Genomic DNA, 22181 nt, shown 5'->3' with positions numbered 1-22181 from the left:
CATTCATGGAAGACCGCCGATGACCCTGCGCCCGCTGCTTCTCGCCCTTGCCGCCCCGCTCGCGCTGGCCGCCTGCGGGGAGCCGGCAGAGCCTGACCCGGCGGCTGATACTCCGCCGGCCAGCACACCCGGTGCGCCGGCAAGCGCCTCCGCATCGCAATCCGGTGCCCCGACGGGCAGCTTGAGTGCGGGGAGTAAGGCCAGCACTGCCTCGCCCGCCGGGGACGCTGCCATGGGCACCGTCGACAGCAACCCGCCGGGCGATGCGTGCGGTGCCAGCAAGGTTGCCCCCTTCGTGGCGCAACAGGCCACCGCCGCCGTCCGCGCGCGCCTGGAGGCGGAGGTCGGCCACGACCGGATCCGCTGGGTCGGCCCGGACACGGTTGTCACGATGGACTTCCGTTCCGACCGACTCAACGTCATGCTGGATTCGAACGACGTCATCACTGGCGGCAAGTGCCAGTAACCCCGGAAGAGGAGACACGATGAACCGGACCGCACTCGGCGCAGGCGCCATTCTCGCGCTGGCCGCAGCTTCGCTGGCAGTGGCGCAGGCCCCGCAAAAGCCGGGCGCGGCGGACCCTTCGCGGGTGACGGCGGGAACCTACAAGGTCGATGCCGCGCACACCCTGGTCGGGTGGAGCGTCGACCACTTCGGCTTCAACGATTACTTCGGCCTGTTCGGGAACGTCACCGGCACGCTCGCGATCGACCCGGCGAACCCCTCGGCGGCGAAGCTCGACGTCACCATCCCGATCAACCCCACGGTCGCCAGCGAGGGGCTGCGCGAACACCTGCTGCGCCCGGGCAAGGACGGCAAGCCAGCCGATTTCTTCGGGGCGGAGCCGGCGCCGGCGCGCTTCGTTTCTACAAGCGTGCAGCCCGCCGCCGACGGGCGCAGCGCCTACATCCTGGGCAACCTCACACTCAACGGACGCACCAATCCGGTGGCGATCCAGGCGACGTTCAACGGCGCGGGCGCCAATCCGATGAGCAAGGCGGAAACGATCGGTTTCCACGGACGGGCGATGATCCGCCGGTCGGACTTCGGCATCAACGCCGCGTTGCCGGTCGTGGGCGACGAGGTCGAGCTCGATATCTCGGCCGCGTTCGAGAAGGCGGCCGCAGGGTCTACCGAGCCGCAGCCTCCCGCCCCCGCCATCCAGGCCTGCCGCGCCGACCGCGCGCAACCCTGGTTTGGCAAGGCCGCGACACCGGAAGTGCGCCGCGCAGTCGAGCAGGCGACCGGGGCGAAAGCGGCGCGGTGGCTCTATCCCGACAGCGTCGTCACGATGGACTACCGGGAAGACCGGCTGAACGTGATCATGGACAAGGGCACGGACATCATCCGATCCGCCCGCTGCGGGTGAGCGGCGGCGCCGTACGGCCCGTCTGATTACAGTTGAAACATTTGCCGCCGGCGCAATTATCGCGCATGGCGGCCGGAATGACGCGCAACGCTGCCCTGCTTCTACGACTTACGCGCCCTTGGGCGTGATCCGGCGCGTGGCCTGAAGGGCCCGGCCGGCGCCCCAAGGGCCCGGGGTGGACAGGCCACCCAGCACCGCCATCCAGCCCGCCGAAGTGCACTGGCAGCCATCCGCGTTACGAGTATTCGTCCATGACCATGCCCCGAACCATGCTGCGCGAACCCGCGCGCAAGTACAGCGCCTTTCCGCAAGTGCCCCTGGCCGACCGCAAGTGGCCGAGCCGCACGATCACCGCCCCGCCCCGCTGGCTCAGCACCGATCTGCGCGACGGCAACCAGGCGATCGTCGACCCGATGGACGCGGTAAAGAAGAACCGCTTCTTCGACCTGCTGGTCGAGATCGGGGTCAAGGAGATCGAGGTCGGCTTCCCCAGCGCCGGCGCGACCGAATTCGATTTCATCTCCGGCCTCGTGCGGTCCGGCCGTGTGCCGGACGATGTGACGGTGCAGGTATTGACCCAGAGCCGCGAGGACCTGATCCGCACCTCGTTCCAGAGCCTCGAGGGCGCCCGCGCTGCCATCGTGCACCTCTACAACGCCGTCAGCCCGACGTGGCGCGACATCGTGTTCCGCATGAGCCGCCAGGAGGTGAAGGCCATCGCCGTCGCCGGCGCCAAGATCATGCGCGACGAAGCGGCGGCGCGCCCCGGCACGGACTGGCACTTCCAGTACAGCCCCGAGACGTTCTCCACCGCGGAGCTCGATTTCAGCGTCGAGGTTTGCGAAGCGGTCATGGATGTGCTGCGGCCCACGCCCGAACGGCCGATCATCCTCAACCTGCCGGCAACGGTCGAGGCTTCGACGCCGAACATCTATGCCGACCAGATCGAACGCTTCATCGACATGCTGCCCAACCGGTCCTCGGCGGTCATCAGCCTGCATACCCACAACGATCGCGGCACCGGCGTCGCCGCCGCGGAATTGGGCCTGCTCGCCGGGGCCGACCGCGTGGAGGGCTGCCTGTTCGGAAACGGGGAGCGGACAGGCAACTGCTGCCTGGTGACAGTCGCTCTCAACATGTACACGCAAGGCATTGATCCGGGACTGGATTTTTCCGACATAGACCGGATCGTCGAAACCGTGGAATACTGCAACCAGATCCCGGTCCACCAGCGCCACCCCTATGGCGGGGAGCTGGTCTTCACGGCCTTTTCCGGCAGCCACCAGGATGCGATCAAGAAGGGGTTCGAGGCGCACGCCGTCCAGAACGACGAACGCTGGCGCGTCCCCTACCTGCCGATCGACCCGGCGGACCTGGGGCGCAGTTACGAAGCGGTGATCCGCGTGAACTCGCAGTCCGGCAAGGGCGGATTCGCCTGGGTGCTGGAGCAGGACCAGGGCCTGAAGCTGCCCAAGGCGATGCAGGCGGACTTCTCCAGGGCCGTCCAGCGCATGGCCGACGACCTGGGTCGCGAACTGGGCGCGGCCGACATCTGGCGCGCGTTCCGCGAGACGTACCACGTCGGCGAACCGACCCGCCCCTTCCAGCTGGTCGATTACGAAGAAACCCGCGCCGGCGACGGCACGCGCGTATTTGCCGGCACGATCGCGGTGGAAGGCAAGGTCCAGTCCGTCAGCGGCCGGGGCAATGGGCTTATCTCATCGGTCGTCGCCACGCTGGAGGACGCATTCGGCGTGAAGATGGAGGTGTGCGACTATTCCGAACACGCCCTCTCCACCGGCTCCGACGCGCGCGCCGCCGCCTACGTCCAGTGTGCCCTGCCCGATGGACGCTTCGTCTGGGGCTGCGGCATCGACGAGGACGTGGCGACCGCAAGCGTGCGGGCGGTATTGAGTGCTGCGAATGCGGCTGTCGGGGCAGACCAGGCGGCGCCCGACTCAATGCCGGGGTGACGGTTGATCTACGTGAAGTGCTCCCTTCTAACGTCACCCCGAGGTTTACTCGGAGTCCGCTGCACCATTTCACGACCGAACAATCGAATGGCCGCGATGGGTGGACAGCGGACATCAACCCTGGTCATTGAAGCCCGAGCTTGCCCTTCGCTGCGGCACGGAGTTTTTCCGGGTCGTATGCCCGTCCGTCTTTGATGACGATCGCGACCTTGCGGATGTCGTCGATGTTTCGGTCAGGCGCACCCTGAACAATCAGCATGTCCGCTACCTTGCCGACCGCTATTGTCCCAATCCGATCGCCTTCACCCAAGAAATCCGCGGCGTCGTGGGTAGCAAATCGAATAGCTTGCAGTGGGGTGAAACCCGCTTCGACGAGAGCGATGATTGCTGCGTGATCTGCATAACCGGGAACCGCGCCGAAGTCGCTTGCGTCTGCTCCGATCAACAGTCGTCCTCCGCTCGCGACGAAATGCCGCTCGAAATCTCGGTGTGCCTTGTCCCAGGCCCGAACATCATCGACCGATGGCAGCCATGGAGGACGGTTCTTGATGAGTTCGGCGTGACGGGCGCGCTGATCGGGGCTCAGCATCGACAGTTCTTCGTCTGAGCGCTGAAATGGCCCGGTGGTGGGCGTCGCGACGATGGCGATTTTTCTCTCCACGAGCAGCGACATAAGGCGTTGGGCAGCAGCGGACGTTGGATCGTATACAAATTTTCCGACCCCATCCGGCGCTACGTCAAAGTCTTTTGCGCAAGATGTCAGACTATGCTCGATCGTGTGGATGCCGGCTGCAGCGGCCTCGGTGCAGCTGATCTCTCCCAAATGTCCGGCAACGTGCATTCCTCGGTGTTCTGCTGCTGCGACGGCACCAGCCAAGGCTTTAGGATCAATGGCGCTGTAGACCTTGATCGAGGTAGCGCCTTGTGCCCCCCAATAGTTGGTGACGGCAGCGGCTTCCGCTGCGGTGGTGACGACAGTGTCTCCAAGGAAGTCGCCGGCAGGTCCATTGAGGTAGGCGCCCGTGACGAAAAGTCGGGGACCGACAGCTCGCCCGGAGTCGATCCGCCGCTTCAGGTTAAGATCGATCTGCGGCGCTTCCGCGCCGGCTGTCCGAGCCGAAGTGACGCCCGCAGCGAGGAGAAGTTTCGGGACACTACTCGGCATTGCATTCCAGACAGAAGATCCCGAAAAATAATTGATATGCTCGTGCATCATCACGAGACCCGGGAGGATCGTATGTCCGGCCAGGTCGATCCGCTTGGTGGAGGGCGAAGCGGCAATTGCCTTGGCGATGCGGACGATGCGGCCATCATCTATGAGGACGCTAACCTTTTCCTTCGAAGACGCTCCGGTTCCGTCAATCAGGCGCGCGTTGACCAACAGCAGGGAGGTCGCTTCTTCCTTGAGATACGGTTTGAGAGGCGATGCTGCCGGCTGCGCCCAGGAAGGCGCACCAATTAGGACCGTCAGAAGGAGGCTGAGTCGAGTAGCGAGGTTCATTTTGTCCTCATTGCCCGTGCACACGTCTTATCATGCCTGAACATCGGGGGCTGCGCCAACTGTCAATGTCCGCAATGGCGTATGCCGCCATCCGCTTTCCTGCAGCTTACCGCCGGTGGGTAAGCCGAAATCATGAGCGGACATCTCGCAAAGCGACACCGTCGCCGGTGCAAGGCGACACTTGCGCCCCGCAAGATGACACATTCTCCGCCAGGGCGATAAGGCCCCTCTGGACACTGTGACAGCGTCACACGAGTGTGAGCAAAACCACCTGCGAGAGCCGCGCTATGACCGAACCCATCCTCGAGCCAGACCTGGCGATCGTCGATCCGCACCACCATTTGTGGGACCTGCGGCCGCTGCTGCCGATGTTTCCGGAACCGCGTCATGCCTTCGTCGAGGCGCTGGTCGGCGCGGCGCACTATACGTTCGACCAGCTTCACGCCGATACGCACACCGGGCACCGCGTGATCGGCACCGTGTTCATGGAATGCGGCGCGTTCTACGATGCGAGCCGGGGCGAGGCGCTGAAGGTCGTCGGGGAAGTCGAGTATGTGAACGGGGTCGCGGCGCAGGGTGCGAGCGGGCTCTACGGCGACTACCGGCCCTGCGCGGCGATCGTCGGGCATGCCGACCTCACGCTTGGCAGCAGGGCCGGCGGGGTGCTAGACGCGCTCCAGGCCGCCTCGCATCGTTTCGTCGGCATCCGCCACGCTGGCGCATGGGATGCCGATCCCGATGTGCTCGGCCCGCCGTTCCATCATCCGGAAGGGCTCTATCTCGATAGCACATTCCGCGAAGGATTTGCCGAACTGGGCAAACGCGGGCTGACGTTCGATGCCTGGCTGCTGGAACCGCAGCTCGGCGACCTGCTCGATCTCGCGCGGGCCTTCCCGGATCAGCCGATCGTGCTCGATCACTGCGGCACCCCGCTCGGCATAGCCAGCTATCGCGGCACGCTGCCGGATCATTTCGAACGCTGGCGGACCAGCATCCGCGCCATCGCACAGTGCCCGAACGTCACCGTGAAACTGGGCGGCCTCGCCATGTCTTTCTGCCAGCTTCCCGACCGCGGCCCCGCCGCCGGGCTCGGCTCGGAAGAATTGGCCGCGATGTGGAAGCCCTACATGGAAACCTGCATCGAGGCGTTCGGCGCAAACCGCGCGATGTTCGAAAGCAACTATCCAGTGGATCGTTGGGGCGCGAGCTACCCGGTGCTGTGGAACGCGTTCAAACGCCTGTGCGCGAACGCATCCGATGGTGAGAAGCGCGACCTGTTCGCGGGGACGGCGGCGCGGGTTTACGGGTTGGAGCATCTGCTGCCTTCCACACCCTAAAACCATTCTCGACCAATGCCGAGGTCGGGAGGGGAGCCGAACCCCGGGTCAAGCCCGGGGTGACGAGATAGGGTGAGGTAAGCGAGCAGGCGGTTTTCGAGTGAACCTTGAGTGAAATCTGCCCTGCTCGACAGCCTTCCCCGCACGCACTAAGCCGGTTTCAGACCGCAACCGGAGTAGCCGATGCCGACCACCCTGCCCGCGCCTTTCGACCGTCTCCGCCTCCCCGTGATCGGATCGCCTCTGTTCATCATTTCGGGGCCTGAACTGGTGATCGCACAGTGCAAGGCGGGGATCGTCGGCGCATTCCCGGCGCTGAACGCGCGGCCGTCCGGGGTGCTCGACGAATGGCTGCACCGGATCACCGAAGAACTCGCCGCGCACAACCGGGATAACCCCGATCGTCCCGCGGCACCTTATGCCGTCAACCAGATCGTCCACAAGTCGAACAACCGGCTGGAAGAGGACATGGCGGTGTGCGCCAAGTGGCAGGTGCCGATGGTCATCACCTCGCTCGGCGCGCGTGAGGATGTTTTTGCCGCCGTTCGCGGATGGGGCGGCGTGACCCTGCACGATGTCATCAATGACCGCTTCGCCCGCAAGGCGATCGAAAAGGGCGCGACCGGGCTGATCCCGGTGGCGGCCGGGGCCGGGGGCCATGCGGGCACGCTTTCGCCCTTCGCACTGATGCAGGAAATCCGCGGCTGGTTTGATGGGCCTGTCGCCCTGTCGGGCGCTATCGCCCACGGCCGGTCCGTGCTCGCAGCGCAGGCCATGGGCGCCGACTTCGCCTATATCGGCAGCCCGTGGATCGCCACGCACGAGGCGAATGCCGAACAGCGATACAAGGATGCGATCGTGGAATCGAATGCGGACGGGATCGTCTATTCGAACCTCTTCACCGGGGTGCACGGCAATTACCTGCGCTCCTCCATCGTGGCCGCCGGGATGGACCCGGACAACCTGCCAGACAGCGACCCGTCCGCGATGAACTTCGGCAGCGGCGGCAATACGGACGCCAAGGCGTGGAAGGATATCTGGGGATCGGGCCAGGGGATCGGCATGGTCCACGCGGTGGAAAGCGTGGCCGACCGGGTCGAGCGGCTGGCGGCCGAATATGCCGCCGCAAGGGAAGAACTCGCCGCCAGGATGCAGTGACGCTAGAACACGCCGGCCGCCATTCCTTCCGCGAGCGCCGCGCCGAGATCGCGGCAGGTGACAAGCGCGTGTTCCGGAACGGTCTTGGGCGCCAGGATCGCCTCCGGCGTCTGCGCCGAAAGGTTGACGATGAGCGGCTCTGCCACCCGGCGCAGGCGCCAGCCCGTGGCGATCCGGTCAATCTGCCGCTGGGCGCCCTCCCCGTCAGATCCGGCCGCGATCAGCGTGGCGTACGGTCGGCCCTCGATCCGACCGAGCACAGGGTAGTAGCAGGTATCGAACATCTCCTTCATCATGCCCGACATCGCGGCCAGGTTCTCGGGACAGGCGAAGATGTATCCCTGCGCGGCGAGCAGGTCAGCCGGTCTCACCGCTTCCGCCGCAACCAGTCGCGCCGCTCCGTTCGCGCCGTCGAAGGCAGCCTGGGCCATCGCGCGTGCGGCGCCCGTGCGGCTGTGCCAGACGATCAGCAGCGGTGGATTCACGGGCGAAATGATCGCCCTGCCCCGTGGTTTGTCAACCGCCCCGCGCTTTGCACGGACCAGCGGCTGCGATAAGGCCGACGAGATGGCATCCCGGTCGCTCTCTCCCGTATTCGGCGTCACCCGTTCGCTTTCCGGCAAAGCCTGGCGGTGGCGCGGGGGCAACATGGACCTGGGCGACGCGCAGGGGCAGCTGGACGATCTCGTGACCCAGATGCTTATCGCGCGCGGCGTTCCGCGGGACGATCTCGATCGCCACCGCGCACCCACGCTGCGCGCGTTCCTGCCCGATCCCTCGCTGTTCCGTGACATGGACGCCGCGGCCGAACGCCTTGCCCAGGCGGTCATTTCCGGCGAGACGGTGACGATCTACGGCGACTACGATGTCGACGGCGCGACGAGCGCGGCGCTGCTCGTGCGCCTGCTTCGTATGCTGGGGCACGACGCCCGCTACTACATCCCGGACCGCCTGCTGGAAGGATACGGGCCGAGCGGGGCCGCGCTGGTGCGCCTCGCGGAAGACGGCTCCAGCCTCATCGTCACGGTGGACTGCGGCGCGATGGCGCACGATGCCCTGGCGCAGGCGCGCGATGCCGGCGTGGACGTGATCGTGGTCGACCACCACAAGTGCGCGGCGGAGCTTCCGCACACTGTCGCTCTCGTGAATCCGAACCGCCTCGACGAATCGGCCGAAGGGGCCAGCCACGGTCACCTCGCTGCGGTGGGCGTCGCGTTCCTCCTTGCCGTAGCGCTCGTGCGGACATTGCGCGCGCAAGGATTCTTCGCGAACCGCCCGGAGCCGGATCTGTTCAGCCTCCTCGATCTCGTGGCGCTGGGCACCGTGGCCGACGTCGCCCAGATACGCGGGCTCAACCGGGCGTTCGTGGCGCAAGGGCTGAAGGTCATGGCGCGCCGGGCCAACACGGGCATGGCCGCGCTGATCGATGCCAGCCGGCTCAAGCGCCCGCCTGCATGTAGCGACCTGGGATTTGCCCTGGGCCCCCGGATCAACGCCGGCGGGCGCGTGGGCGAAGCGACGCTCGGCGTGCGGTTGCTCACGACCGAGGACCCGGACGAAGCCGCCGCGATCGCCGCGCAGCTTTCCGCACTCAACGAAGAACGCCGCGCGATCGAGGCGGAAGTGCAGGAAGCTGCCGAGGCCATGCTCGAAGGCCAGCACAACCGCGCGGTGCACGTCGTGGCCGGCAAGGGCTGGCATCCCGGGGTGATCGGCATCGTCGCCGGCCGGCTCAAGGAAAAGACCGGCAAGCCCGCGATCGTGATTGCCCTCGACGGGGAGAGCGGCAAGGGATCGGGCCGCTCCATCGCGGGCGTCGATCTGGGTGCGGCGATCATCGCTGCGCGCGAACTCGGTATGCTGGTGGCCGGCGGCGGTCATGCGATGGCCGCGGGCCTTACGGTGGACGCGGCGCAAGTGAGCCGCCTGGCCGACTGGCTGGACAGTCAGCTCGGCAGTGCCGTCGCACGTTCCAAGGAAAGCGAGACAATCGCCCTCGATCTTTCGGTTGCCGCTGGCGGGCTTACACCCGATCTGGTTGATGCGCTGGAAGAAGCGGGGCCGTTCGGGATGGGCTGGCCGGGCCCCCGCGTCGCCGTCGGGCCGGTGAGGCTCGTGAAGGCCGAAATGGTCGGCAGCGATCACCTGCGCCTGATCGCGAGCGGCCTCGACGGGCGGACCTTCAAGGCGATCGCATTCCGGGCGGCGCAGTCGCCGATGGGACAGGCACTGATTCACGGGGAACGGGGCCGCAGATTATGGCTCGCCGGGCGCGCGAAGATCGACGATTGGGGGGATCGCCGCCAGGCGGAACTCCATCTCGAAGACGCCGCCTGGGCTGACTGAGCAAAAGGGCGCGACACGGGGTTGACCGGGCGTGCCCACCCCCCTAAGTGCGCCGCCACGCCTCCCAGCGGGGCCCCTTCGTCTAGCGGTTAGGACGCGGCCCTTTCACGGCTGAAACACGGGTTCGATTCCCGTAGGGGTCACCACCGGAGCGCGAACGGCCAGGCCTTGGCCCCTTCGTCTAGCGGTCAGGACGCGGCCCTCTCACGGCTGAAACACGGGTTCGATTCCCGTAGGGGTCACCAACCCTGGACGGCATGCATCGCGGAATTGCGCGCCCGATTTGCGCCTAGCGGCGCTGGATGACGATGCGGTCGCCGATGGGATCGAAGTTCACGGCAAACCCGCGATTTCGAAGAGAGCGGAAGCTGGTTCGGTCCTGGCCGGATTCGCGCAGCTCGGAGGCGAGCGTGCCGTCGACGGGTGCCATCAGGCCGGCAAGCTCCGCGGTGGCAATCTCGATAGCGCCGCCGGGCTGTACCCAGAGGGCGGCCGATCCGATCTCTGTGCCGTTGTGCACTACGGCCTTGCGTATCGCGATCTCGCCATCCGCGGCGCTCGCCGTGCCGCCTCCCGCGCTCCGCAGGTCGAACGCTATCGGCAATGCGAAATCGCCTCCACCGGAGAGTTGCGGCTTCCCAGGCGGCGCGTGGGGCGTTGGCAGGTCCGCGACGCGATCGGTCAATACGGGCGTCTGGACGGGGAGAGCGGGGTCAAGTTCCGTCTGCAGGACATCGGAGGGTGGCGGTTCCGGCACCGGCGACTCGGGAAGCAATGCCGGCAGGGGAAAACGCAGTGGGTAGCCCGAATGCGGGCTGGAACCCATTTTTCCCGGCCATCCAGCTTGCCAGGCCCAGACGAGTGCCACGCAAAGCACCGCGACAAAAACCGCGATGCCCTTGCGCACGCGCACCATCACCGGGCCCGCAGGTTCGTCGGCCGAACGAGTAACGTCGCTGCCATGGCCGAAGCCCCAGTTCCTTTCGCCCACTGAACGGACCTTTCGAAAAGAGCCCCAGTTTTCAGTTCACCGCAAGCGGTTTCAACCGAAGCTTTCGTTCGGAAATCCTGTGTTGCACCCCGCTGCGAAACCCGATTTGCCTTAAGTGCGCCGGCTAACGCGTTGTTAGTAGGACATAACGTGAAGCCGCGGAATCAAGGTTAATTCGCTTGTAACCATTCGGGAATCCTGTTCTTCTGCGTTCAGAAACGACTCGTCGTGGCTAACTCCTTGCCTAGGCATGGACGCACGAACGATCACAGGGGCCGCAAGACTGGAAATTCGCTGATCGCCGCTTCGCGGCGCTTCACGATGCGCCACAGCGGCCCTTTGCAGTCTTGCAGCCTCGCACGCTGTGCACCGAATTGTGAGGCTGAACATGGACGTACACGACCGCGGCATCGTCGGCTTTGAAGGCGGCGACCAGGCTTTCCTGCAGGACCGCAGCGAACCATCCGAGTCTGCTGGCGGTCGCGGTGCATCGCAGATCGTGATGCCCGATGCCGCGGGTGTCGTTATCCTGCCACCGGGTACGGAGCTGGGCGATATTCGTGTCGAAGGGCGCGATCTCGTGGTCATCGGAGCCGACGGGGTCCGCTACGTCATCCCGGACGGCGCGATCATCGTGCCGCAACTCGTCATCGACGATGTGGCGATCCCGCCGCTCAATCTCGCGGCGCTGCTGATCGGGAACGAACCGCAACCCGCCGCGGGAAATCCGCAGAGCTCGGGCGGCAATTTCGCCAGCCCCGTGGACCCTCTGCAGGATGCCTATGACCTTGGCGACCTGCTGCCTTACACGGAGCTGAGCTTCCCCCAGCCCGAAGAACGCGAGGTGCTCCCCGCATTCGTTGACCGCGAACCGGAAGTGGTGATCGTCACGCCCGACCAGCCGGCAGGCGCGGTTGCTGCGACCGCGACGGTGCACGAGGCAGGCCTGCCCGGACGGGGCGCGGAACCCGCAGGAACGAACGCGGCTTCCAGTTCGGAAACGACAACGGGCACGATCGCCATCAACGCGCCTGACGGTCTTGTCTCGGTGACGATCGGGGGCGTCGTCGTAACGACCGTCGGGCAGACATTCCCAGGCACGAACGGCACGCTGACGATCACCAGCATCTCCGCGGGTGCGATCGGTTACAGTTACACCCTGGCGGACAACCTGGTCGGGCAATCGGCCGGCGACACGTACGCTGTCGCCGTAACCGACCGTGACGGTGACGTGGCGACAGCTTCGCTCACGGTCGATGTTCTCGACGACGCACCGATCGCGAACGACGATGCGGACAGGGTCGCTGCCGGGACCTATGGCCCCGAAACGGGCAACGTCATCACCGGCGCAGGCACGACGAGCGGCGCACCAGGAGGCGATCAGCAAGGCGCCGACGGGGCGCGGCTGACGGCGGTCACCGGCTTCGGCGGCAGCGATGCCACGTTTGACGGTGCCGGCAACCTCGTCGTCCAGGGGCAGTACGGCGTGCTGGCCGTGAAGGCGGACGGCTCCTACACATTCGTCCGCACGCCCGGCACCGCCGGCGGTGTAACCGACAGTTTCACGTACACGCTCACCGACGCCGACGGCAGCACGGACTCGGCTGTGCTGACGATAACCATCGAGGACAGCCCCGCCGCGGTCGTCGATCTGCCGACCAGCGGCGCGGGCACCATCGTGGACGAGGCAGGATTGCCGCCGCGGCAGGACGAGGCGCCCGGCACGCAGGCGCCGACGCCTGTCGAAAGCACCAGCGGAACGATCGTCGTTTCCGCGCCTGACGGGATCGCCACCGTCCAGATCGGTACGGTCGTCGTCACGGGCCCCGGCCAGGTGATCCCCCTGCCCCAGGGCAATCTGACGATCGACACCTACGACCCGGCGACCGGCACGGTCACCTATACCTTCACGCTGACGGATAACACCGCGGGCGATTCGACCACCGTCACCATTCCCGTGACCGTGACCGACGTGGACGGTGACACGGATACGAAGCCGCTCGTCATCACGATCCTCGACGATACGCCCGAAGCGATCGACGACAGTGCAAGCCAGTCGGCCGAGAACGCGCCGGTCACGGTCGATGTCTTCGCCAACGATATACAGGGCGCCGACAGTGTTCAGGTGGACACGGTCGCGCTCGTTCCGGGCACGCTCAGCGGCACCGGCCAGCTGACCAACAACGGCGACGGTACGTTCACCTACGTGCCGGGACCCGGCGAACAGGGCACGGTCACGTTCGATTACGCGATCGTCGATGGGGACGGTGACCGGTCCGAAGCGACCGTCACGATCGCACTGCTTCAGGACTCGACACCGTCGCTGTCGGTGACCGGCGGCAATTCCGTCGACGAGGCCGCTCTCGGTGCCCGGGCGGATGAGCCCGCCGGATCGAACGAATCCAGCACGGGTGAAACGGCGTCGGGCAATATCGCGGTGACGACCGGCGGCGATTCGCTCGGCAGCCTGGTCATCAACGGGATCGATGTCACCGCGGGCGGCACGGTCAGCACGCAAAAGGGCGTGCTGACGGTCGGCGTGAGCAACGGTGCGTACAGCTATAGCTATACCCTGACCGACAACACGCTGTCGGATCCTGACAGCGACACTTTCAGCATTGTTGCCACGGACAGCGACGGAGACTCCGCAACGACCAGCCTGGTCATCGCGATCACCGACGACCGGCCGTCCGCAGCGGACGATGCCGCATCGCTGGCCGCCGGGGCCTACGGTCCGATCGGCGGTAATGTTCTTGCCAACGATACTCAGGGCGCGGACGGGGCACGTGTCGCCAATGTTGCGGGCGCTGGCGGAAACGCAGCGGCCGGCGTCGCCGTGGAGGGCGCGTACGGCACCCTTCAGGTGGCAGCGGACGGCACGTTCACTTACGTGCGCAATCCCGGATCGCCGGGCGGCGTGACCGATACCTTCACCTACACGATCGTCGACGGGGATGGCGACACCGCCAGCGCGACTCTGGTGATCTCGATCCCTGACAGCGGGACCACGCTGACCTTGCCGACCTCTGGCCAGGGCGGCACGCTTGTCTTCGAAGAAGCGCTGGCGACCGGATCAAATCCCGGAAGCAATGCGGAATCCACGAGCGGAAGCATCGCCTTTACCGCGCCGGACGGCCCGGCGGCGGTTACGATCGACGGCCAGGCGGTCGCTGTCGGCACGACGATCGTCGGGGCGTTCGGTACGCTCGTAGTCGATGCAGTCTCGGCAGATTCAATTTCCTATACCTACACGCTGACGACCAACACGAATGGTGACAACACCGCCGACCGCTTCACCGTCCGCGTAGAGGACCGGGACGGCGACTCATCGCAAGGCGAACTCGTCATCGACATTCGCGACGATGTTCCCACTGCACGTCCCGATGCCGATTTCGTCAGCGAAGACGGCCGACTTACCGCGACGGGCAATGTCGTGACCGATACGGAAAACAATGGCGGCGCCGACACGGCCGGTGCGGACGGAGCAAGCGTCACCGCAGTGAGTGGGCCCGCTGGGCCAGGCGCGGTCGGCTCGCCCGTCGCCGGGCAATACGGCACGCTCACGATGGGGCCGGACGGAACCTATTCGTACACGCTCGATAACAGCCATCCGCTCGTCCAGGGGCTCGATTCCTCCGAGACGCTAAGCGAGACATTCACCTATACGCTGACGGACGGCGACGGCGATCCCTCCGCGAGCACCCTTGTCATCACCATCCGCGGCGCCGACGACGGCATCTCGATCACCGGCCTCAACGCCGCGGGTCCCGAAATCGTCGTCGATGAAGATGACCTGGCGACAGGTTCTTCGCCGGACGCGGGCAACCTGACGAAGACGGGGACATTCGTCATCACCGCCCAGGATGGGATCGTCACGATAGAGGTTGGCGGTCTGACAATCTATTCGGGCGGCGCCTTCGTCGCGGGCCACCAGATTTCCACGGCATACGGCACGCTCACTTTTACCGCGGTGAGCGCGGATGTTGCGGACCTGAACGGCGACGTCACCCGGGCGACAGTGGCGTACAGCTACACCCTCAATGCGAACACTGCGGACCACAGCGGGGCGGACGACCTGTCCCTGACCGATGCCTATACAATCCGGGTTACCGACAGCGACGGCACCGTGGGGACGGACACGCTGGAAATCCAGGTGATCGACGACGTCCCGACCGCCGCCGACGACAGCGACGCGATTGCTGCTGGCGATTACGGGCCGGCAACCGGTAACGTCATCACCGATGCGGAGGGCGACGGTGGTGAGGATACCACGGGGGCCGACGGCGCCGTGGTCACGTCGGTAACGGGTTTCGGCGGGACCGGAACGGTTACCGGAACCACGCCAGGCCAATACGGCACACTGGTCCTCAATGCCGACGGGTCGTACGAATACACGCGCAGCCCGGGTACGCCGGGCGGCGTGACCGACACCTTCCAGTACGCGATTACCGACGCGGACGGCGACACCAGCGTCGCCACCCTGAGCATCGCGATCAGCGACGCGGCCCCTGTCATCGCGGGCAACGCCGCCGTGCAACTCGACGACGACGCATTTCCCGGCGGAAATCCCGGGGGCGTGGGCGACGCGGCGCCCGACACCGCCAATCTGACCGGCACGCTGTCCGGATCGGGCGGCGACGGGCCCCTTACATGGGCCTTCACCTCTGTCAGCAGCGCAGCGAGCTTCACGGCAACCATCGTCAACCCGGGATTGCTGGAAGTAAGTCAAGGTGGCCGGCTCATCTTCACCGTCACGCTTGATCCTGCGACGGGCGATTACACAGTCGTCCAGAACAACCCCTACGATCATCCCGCGGGGCTTGATGAAAACGACGCCGTGTTCAGCGTCGGCTACACCGTGTCGGACATCGATTCGGACACGGCCGCTGGCACGCTGACGATCCAGATCGGTGACGATACGCCAAGCGCCTACGATAACGCGGGCGCGGTGACCGAAGGTGGCACGACCGGCGGCAATGTCCTCACCGACGGGACACCCGACATATTCGGCGCGGATGGCGGCTCGATCCTCTCGTTCGCAAGCGCGTCGGGCGGCCCCAGCGCGATGCCGGGCGGATCGATCGCGACTGCGCTGGGCACACTGACCATCCACCCGGACGGCAGCTACTCTTACGTGTCCAATGCAAACAGCACGGGTGCGGACACGACGGACACGTTCACCTACACCATCATCGACGGTGACGGCGATACCGCGACCGCCACGCTTGTGATCGCCATCGACAACGTCGCTGGGAATGTTTTCGCCACGGCTGTGAACGTGAACGAAGCCGGTCTCGACACCGCCACCGCGACAGGTAGCGATCCTGCGTCCAACGGAGAATTCGGCGGCGGCGCCATCACGGTAACCGGCGCGACCGGTCCGTTCACCTACACCCTCATTGGCGCGAACAGCGACGGCGATGGGCTTTACGGCTCGCTCGTGCTGGACAACGCCACGGGCACCTACAGCTATGCGCTGGATACCCCCTTCACCGACACCGTTGCCGAGAACACGACCAACGTCGTCAACGGCGCGGAAAGCTTCGCATACGAAGTGCGCGACGCAGCTGGCAACCTGATCGGAACGGGCACGATCGCGGTGAACATCATCGATGACGTGCCGGTTGCCGTTGACGAACCCGCAGTGACCATTGCCGAGGACCTGTCAGGCGCAATCAGCGGCAACGTGCTGGCGAACGACACCCCGGGCGCGGATGGCGCCACCCTTACCCATGTCGACCTGGGCACCGGAATCGTCGCACTGACCAGCGGTTCACCGCTCGGCGGGGGCGTGTTCGGCTTCACCACCGCGCAGGGCACCTACACCTTCGCTGCCACGGGCGCGTGGACGTTCGATCCCGCCGACGGGCAGGATCAATCGAGCGGACCGATCGACGCATCGTTCACTTACCGCCTGACCGACAGTGACGGCGACTTCGACGACGCCGTCCAGCCGATCACCATCGTCGATGGCGCGGGCCCGGCAAACCCGGCCCCCGCAACCCTGACGCTGGACGATCAGAACCTGGCTGACGGGAGCACGCCCGCCGGGCCGGATTCGGCCAGTCACACCATCACGTTCGTCCCGGGATCGGACCCGTTCGTCGCGATCGCGTTCGGCGATACTGCGGGGCTCGCCGGCGGTCTTACCTGGACCCGCGTCAGCGACACGCTGATCGAGGGAAGCGACGGCGGCCGCCCGGTCGTCTCTCTCAGCCTGTCGGTCGCCGGCAACGACGCGACCGTCACCGCCACTTTGATCGACAACTACCTCGGCCACACCCAGGTCGACCTCGACGATCTGGCCGCCCTTGGCGCCGTCACGGTCGTCGCCACCGACACGGATGGCGATCAGGCCACCGCGAACGTGACGCTCCAGGTTTCCGACGATCTGCCGACCCTGGCAGTCGCGCCCGCGGCAGCCGGCGCCCTGACGGTGGACGAAACCCTGCTTGCGACCGATGCCACCGCGAACTTCGCCGGCCTCTTCGCACCCGACTACAACGCGGACGGCCCGGGTGGCATCAGCGGCTACACGCTCGGTATCAAGGCAGATGGCGCCGACACCGGGCTCGTCGATACCGGAACCGGGGAGCGGGTCCTGCTGCACCTGGAAGGCAACAGGATCGTGGGGCGGACAGAGACGAGCAACCTCGTCGTGTTCGAACTCACGAACAACGGCAGCCTGGTGACGCTGAACCAGCAGCGCGCTGTGAGTCACGGCGATCCGTCCAGCGACAATGAGGCATCTCCTGCCCTGTCACCGGACCTTGTCACACTGTCCGCGGTCGCAACCGATAGCGATGGCGACACCGCCCGCGCGGTGGCCAACATCGGCGGCGCGATCCGCTTCCTCGATGACGGCCCGTCGATCCAGATAGCTGCGGTGGATGGCGATACGATCGCGTTGATCACGCAGGATGCAGACACGATCGGGGGGGCCTTCGACAGTGCCGCCGCCGATTTCAGCGGAGCGTTCGCCCTGGCAGGATCGTCGGGGGGTGCTGACGGAACGCAATCGATCTCCTGGGCCTATGCCCTTGTGCTCGACGTTGCTTCCGGCGCCGTGTCGGGCCTCACCAGCAATGGACAGCCCATCTATCTGCACAAGGCAGGGGCAACCGTGGTGGGTTCGACTTCGGCCGATCCCGATGCCAGCGGAGCCTGGGTGTTCGACATCACGGTCGACCAGGGCGGCACGGTCACGCTGCGGCAGTATGCCGAGCTGGACCATGACGCACCCGGCTCTACCAGCGCTTTCGACCTCCAGACGGAATTGCTGCCGACTGGCCTCGTCTCGCTGGAAGCGACGGCGACGATCACCGATGGTGACAACGATACGGCCGTCGATACGGCCCGGATCGATCTGGGCGGCAACATCCGCTTTGCCGATCATGGACCGACTGTCTCGGTAACCGGCGCCGCCCCTGCCCTTATCGTGGACGAAAGCGATCTTGCGACGAACGACAGCAAGAGCTTCGCCAACGTGTTCACCATCGATTATGGCGCGGATGGCCCGGCGGCGGCAGGCGCCCTGGCATACACGCTTTCGGTCAAGTCGGCCGGAGCCCTATCCGGCCTGACCGACACGGCGACCGGCAACCAGGTCTATCTGTTCGTGGAAGCGGGCCAGGTTGTCGGGCGCGAAGGCACGAGCATCGCTGACGCCGCCAGCGGGGACCGCGTGTTCACCGTTTCGGTGGACGCGGCGGGCGTGGTCACCCTCGACCAGATCCGGGCCGTCGTTCATTCCGATACGACGAGTTCGGATGAATCGCGCGGCCTGGCGGCCGACGATCTGATCGTCCTTTCCGCGACCGCGAAGGATGGTGATCTCGACACAGCTACGGGGTCGATCACGATCGGCGGCGATCTCGTGTTCAAGGACGATGGACCGACTGCCGGCACGAACGCGCCGGTGCGGCTCGATGACGATACCCTGGCCGGCGGCAACCCCGGCGGGACCGGGGACGATCCCGATCCTTCCCCCGCCACGGTGTCGGGCGTTCTCTCCCACAGTTTCGGCAGCGACGGCGGGGCCGTGCAATTCACGGCGGCGGGAGCGCCCGCTGGATTCCGCTACTCGGCGGCGACCTCGGGCTCGACGCAGACCGTCCAGATCCACCAGGAACAGGGCGCAGGCAACTGGGTAACCGTTTCGACAGTCACCCTGAACACCGCGACCGGCGCCTATACGGTCACGCAGAACGATAACGTGCTGCACGCGGACGGACTGCAGGAAAACAACCAGATCTTCACGCTGGGTTATGCGGTGCGCGATGGCGACAACGACGTCGCAACGGGGACAATCGTGATCGATATCGATGACGACACCCCCACCGCGGCGCCGGACACGAACACCGTGGTCGAAGGTGGCACCGTCACCGGCGATGTCGATGCGAACGACAGCTATGGTGCCGATGGCCCCGCCGCGCCGGGCGGCAGCGTCGTCGGCGTGCGTGCCGGCAGCGACACGACATCACCCGCAACGGGCGGGCTTGGCGGCGCCGGCATAAGCAGCGCATTGGGCACCCTGACGCTCAACGCCGATGGCACTTACACCTACAAGTCGTTCGCCAACGCTGTCACGTCCGATGCGACGGACACGTTCGTCTACACGATCCGCGATGCCGACGGCGACCTCGTTACGACCACGCTAACCGTCACCATCGACGACGTCACGCTTACCGGAGCGACCGGCAACGTGGTCGTGTATGAAAAGGCGCTCGACACCACCGTGCAGCCTGGCGACGTTGCGGCCGGATCGGTCACAGGGTCTGACCCTGCCAACACGGGCGAGACCGCGACCGGCAATGTGAGCGTCACCGGCGCCACGAGTTATGGCATCGCCGGCGGGACCGATAACGGTGCGACCATCACCATGGTCGGAACGTATGGCACGCTGGTGATCGTCAAGGCGACGGGGGCTTATACATACACCCTCACCTCGCCCTATTCCACGAACCCCGCGGCCAACGACGGCGTGACGACCGCCGACAACGCCGAGGCGTTCACCTACACCGCCACCGATGCCCACGGGAATTCCATTAGCGGCATCATCAACATCGATATCGTGGACGATGTGCCTCTCGCCGCGGTCGCCAACCCGGTCACTATCGGAAACGCGGGCGGCGCGGTCGGCAATGCCTGGCTCGACAGCGATCAGACCCTGGCGAACAACCTGGGTGCCGATGGCGGGAAGGCCATCTTCACGTCGGCCACCATCGATGCCCTGCAAGGCCAGAACCTGACGTCGGGCCTGTCTTCCCTGAACTACACGATCAGCGCCGATGGAACCGTGCTTACGGCCAACAAGACATCGGACGGGTCCCTGGTCTTCACGCTCCGCCTCGAGCCCGCGGGCTTCGATGACAAGTACGTCATCGAAATGGCGCAGCCGCTCGATGCCAAGCTGAATGTCGATTTCACCGGCAACGCCTATGACTTCACGGGCGGCAACACCGCGTGGGCGGGCTTCATTCCCGACGGCGAGCCGGTCGGCGGCGTCGACAACAACAGCAACGACCTGTTGCTGACCCCCGGCGTCGGCGGCGTGAACGCCAGCACGATCAACCAGTCGACCGTCCAGTATGGGGTCGGTTCGGGCAACTCCATCGGCCTCGAGGGCGGAGCGGCCGAGACGTTCCGGCTCGACTTCGTCACCGATCTGCGCGGAAATTCCGCCGGATCGGGGGGATACGGCGTGTCCGGCAACCGCGACCATGCGTTCGATGGCCATTACCAGACGAACGGCGCCACGGTGACGTTCACGGCAAGCAACGGCACGACCCTGCGCTTTGCCGCGTACGACGATCTCGACGGCAACACCGCTGTCGGCGATGGCGTGCTCGACACGATCACCGGCGTGGCACTCAGCTACGAAGGCCTGACGACCGGCATTATCACGCCGACGACGACGCTCACCACCTATACCCTGGGATCGGGGGCCAACACGCGCACCTACACCGTGAAGCTCAATGCCGATGGCACCGTCGATATCGGGGGTCTCTACGGCACGTCGGGCAATCAGGCGGTCGGAACGGTTGTCGCAGTCTATACCGACACGGCCGGCGCGCTGGCCCCGGGCGAGCTCCAGGGCTACAACAGCCTGCAGTTCACCTATGTCTCGGGCGCCGAGATCAAGGTCGGCAACTTCGGCACGACCGTTCTCACCGACGATCCGGTCAATTTCACCGTTCCGATTTCGCTGGTGGACGGTGACGGCGACCAGGTCAGCTCCGGCAACCTGGCCATCACGCTCAACCCGGTTGTTCCGCCGGTCGTGGTGGACCTCGATGGCGATGGCGCGGAATTCCTGGGCGCCGCGGCGGGGGCCACATTCGATTACGCCGGTGACGGCACACCCGATGCAACCGCATGGGCTTCGCCTGACGACGGCATCCTCGGGATCGACCTCGATGGCGACGGCGCGATCGGCACGGCGGCGGAGTTCGTGTTCGGCGGCGCCGGACACAGCGACCTGGAAGCGCTGGCCACGAAATACGACGATAACGGGGACGGCGTGCTGGACGCCAGTGACCAGGCCTATGCCCGGTTCGGCGTCTGGCAGGACGGCGACAGCGACGGCGTGTCGGATCCCGGCGAGTTCGCCAGCCTGGCGGAACGCGGCATAACCGCAATCAGCCTGACGGGCGACAACCAGCGTTACAGTGCAGCGGACGGAGAGGTCGTCGTTTCCGGCAGCGCGACCTACACCCGGGCCGACGGCACCACCGGTTCGCTGGCGGACGCGGCCTTCATGACCGAGATGCGCACCGCGCAGCGCACGGCCGAAGTCGTGACCACGGCGGCCGCCGCGGTTGCAGTCGCTGCCGCAACGTCCGCGGTTTCTGCGGCGGCGGCTTCCCCCGCCGGGGACCACGAACGATCCGGGCTGGCGACCGAATTCGTGCAGGCGCCGATCGAAATTGACCCGGCCGAGAGGAGCGGCGCACATGGCACCGGTACGGCGAACGAAGGCACCCGCTCCGATCACCCGCATGCGGCGCAGGCGGCGAATGACCATGCGACCGATCAGGAGACCGCGGCGGCGACCTTGGCCGATGTGGTGGATCGCTCTGCCGGAGCGACCGACCACGTGGCCGGCCACGCGGAACCTGCCGCTACCAGCGCGCCGGCCGCCCTGTTCGGCACGGGGGGCGGGGACGGGGTGATGCAGGCCCTGCTTGCGCTCGCCCCGGAAGGGGGTGCGGCAGGCGGCAATGAAGCGACAGCCCAGGCTGCGATCGCAGACGCCATGTCGGACGTGACCGGCAGCGCCCTTGTCGACGCGATCGTCGATCATTTCGCAGGGGGCAGCGAACCGGCCATCGCCCTCGCCGCGAACGACACCGGATCGCACCTGCTCACCCAGGTGATCGGCGGGTCCGGCGTGCCCACCACGTACGACGCGTTTGCCGCGATGGCCGACGCGGATGCGCATGCGCTGGCTGCGGCCCAGGCATGACAACGATGCTTGCTTCGGGGGATACTATGACCAGATTG

The 22181-nt window shown here is 66.1% G+C and carries 10 protein-coding genes and 2 tRNA genes; 9 read left to right on the top strand and 3 right to left on the bottom strand.

The genetic code is table 11. The annotated features are described in order from the left end of the window. Positions 1 to 19: 19 nt before the first annotated feature. The 3 genes from GRI40_RS02055 to leuA all read left to right on the top strand — a co-directional run bounded on the left by GRI40_RS02055 (position 20) and on the right by leuA (position 3343). Positions 20 to 466: an I78 family peptidase inhibitor gene (locus GRI40_RS02055; RefSeq protein ID WP_160609798.1), complete on the top strand. Its 447-nt coding sequence runs from the start codon at positions 20 to 22 to the stop codon at positions 464 to 466. 19 nt (positions 467 to 485) lie between these two features. Then, positions 486 to 1370 carry an I78 family peptidase inhibitor gene (locus GRI40_RS02050; protein WP_160609797.1) on the top strand — a complete coding sequence of 295 codons (885 nt, stop codon included), beginning with the start codon at positions 486 to 488 and terminating at the stop codon, positions 1368 to 1370. A gap of 269 nt (positions 1371 to 1639) precedes the next feature. Next, positions 1640 to 3343, top strand: coding sequence for a 2-isopropylmalate synthase (gene leuA / locus GRI40_RS02045; protein WP_160611321.1), 1704 nt, complete (start codon positions 1640 to 1642; stop codon positions 3341 to 3343). Between the two features lie 124 nt (positions 3344 to 3467). Here the strand turns inward: leuA and GRI40_RS02040 are convergent, their stop codons facing one another. After that, the gene (locus GRI40_RS02040; RefSeq protein ID WP_160609796.1) at positions 3468 to 4844 is read right to left on the bottom strand and encodes an amidohydrolase family protein; all 1377 of its coding nucleotides are present in this window, start codon (positions 4842 to 4844) and stop codon (positions 3468 to 3470) included. Positions 4845 to 5131: 287 nt separating this feature from the next. Here GRI40_RS02040 and GRI40_RS02035 point away from each other — a divergent pair, with 287 nt between their 5' ends. Both GRI40_RS02035 and GRI40_RS02030 read left to right on the top strand, forming a co-directional pair. Next, complete coding sequence (locus GRI40_RS02035) at positions 5132 to 6181, top strand: amidohydrolase family protein (RefSeq protein WP_160609795.1); 1050 nt, start codon at positions 5132 to 5134, stop codon at positions 6179 to 6181. A gap of 183 nt (positions 6182 to 6364) precedes the next feature. After that, on the top strand, positions 6365 to 7339 hold the full coding sequence (locus tag GRI40_RS02030; RefSeq protein WP_160609794.1) for an NAD(P)H-dependent flavin oxidoreductase: 975 nt from the start codon (positions 6365 to 6367) through the stop codon (positions 7337 to 7339). A 2-nt stretch (positions 7340 to 7341) separates the two neighbouring features. Here the strand turns inward: GRI40_RS02030 and GRI40_RS02025 are convergent, their stop codons facing one another. Continuing rightward, on the bottom strand, positions 7342 to 7770 hold the full coding sequence (locus tag GRI40_RS02025; RefSeq protein WP_160611319.1) for a flavodoxin family protein: 429 nt from the start codon (positions 7768 to 7770) through the stop codon (positions 7342 to 7344). Between the two features lie 136 nt (positions 7771 to 7906). Between GRI40_RS02025 and recJ the strand changes: the two genes are divergently transcribed. The 3 genes from recJ (at position 7907) to GRI40_RS02010 (ending at position 9930) form a co-directional block, all read left to right on the top strand. Then, entirely contained in the window at positions 7907 to 9685 is a 1779-nt protein-coding gene (gene recJ / locus GRI40_RS02020) for a single-stranded-DNA-specific exonuclease RecJ (protein ID WP_160609793.1), read from the top strand. A 71-nt stretch (positions 9686 to 9756) separates the two neighbouring features. Continuing rightward, a tRNA-Glu gene (locus GRI40_RS02015) sits at positions 9757 to 9831 on the top strand. A 24-nt stretch (positions 9832 to 9855) separates the two neighbouring features. Then, positions 9856 to 9930 (top strand) — tRNA-Glu (locus GRI40_RS02010). A gap of 44 nt (positions 9931 to 9974) precedes the next feature. Here the strand turns inward: GRI40_RS02010 and GRI40_RS02005 are convergent. Continuing rightward, positions 9975 to 10601 carry a hypothetical protein gene (locus GRI40_RS02005; protein ID WP_160609792.1) on the bottom strand — a complete coding sequence of 209 codons (627 nt, stop codon included), beginning with the start codon at positions 10599 to 10601 and terminating at the stop codon, positions 9975 to 9977. A gap of 463 nt (positions 10602 to 11064) precedes the next feature. Here GRI40_RS02005 and GRI40_RS02000 point away from each other — a divergent pair, with 463 nt between their 5' ends. After that, positions 11065 to 22143: a beta strand repeat-containing protein gene (locus tag GRI40_RS02000; protein ID WP_160609791.1), complete on the top strand. Its 11079-nt coding sequence runs from the start codon at positions 11065 to 11067 to the stop codon at positions 22141 to 22143. Positions 22144 to 22181: the final 38 nt, after the last annotated feature.

Origin of the sequence: Tsuneonella aeria (assembly GCF_009827495.1) — a bacterium.
GTDB lineage: Bacteria > Pseudomonadota > Alphaproteobacteria > Sphingomonadales > Sphingomonadaceae > Tsuneonella > Tsuneonella aeria.
Note: the sequence above shows the minus strand (reverse complement) of the source record. Positions and strands in the feature narration are given on the sequence as shown.

What these genes read in the sequence shown, in the direction of transcription:
- GRI40_RS02000 (WP_160609791.1), top strand. Translation starts at nt 11,065, where the DNA reads ATGGACGTACACGACCGCGGCATCGTCGGCTTTGAAGGCGGCGACCAG.
- GRI40_RS02030 (WP_160609794.1), top strand. Translation starts at nt 6,365, where the DNA reads ATGCCGACCACCCTGCCCGCGCCTTTCGACCGTCTCCGCCTCCCCGTG.
- GRI40_RS02050 (WP_160609797.1), top strand. Translation starts at nt 486, where the DNA reads ATGAACCGGACCGCACTCGGCGCAGGCGCCATTCTCGCGCTGGCCGCA.
- leuA (WP_160611321.1), top strand. Translation starts at nt 1,640, where the DNA reads ATGCTGCGCGAACCCGCGCGCAAGTACAGCGCCTTTCCGCAAGTGCCC.
- recJ (WP_160609793.1), top strand. Translation starts at nt 7,907, where the DNA reads ATGGCATCCCGGTCGCTCTCTCCCGTATTCGGCGTCACCCGTTCGCTT.
- GRI40_RS02040 (WP_160609796.1), bottom strand. Translation starts at nt 4,844, where the DNA reads ATGAACCTCGCTACTCGACTCAGCCTCCTTCTGACGGTCCTAATTGGT.
- GRI40_RS02055 (WP_160609798.1), top strand. Translation starts at nt 20, where the DNA reads ATGACCCTGCGCCCGCTGCTTCTCGCCCTTGCCGCCCCGCTCGCGCTG.
- GRI40_RS02005 (WP_160609792.1), bottom strand. Translation starts at nt 10,601, where the DNA reads ATGGTGCGCGTGCGCAAGGGCATCGCGGTTTTTGTCGCGGTGCTTTGC.
- GRI40_RS02035 (WP_160609795.1), top strand. Translation starts at nt 5,132, where the DNA reads ATGACCGAACCCATCCTCGAGCCAGACCTGGCGATCGTCGATCCGCAC.
- GRI40_RS02025 (WP_160611319.1), bottom strand. Translation starts at nt 7,770, where the DNA reads ATGGCCCAGGCTGCCTTCGACGGCGCGAACGGAGCGGCGCGACTGGTT.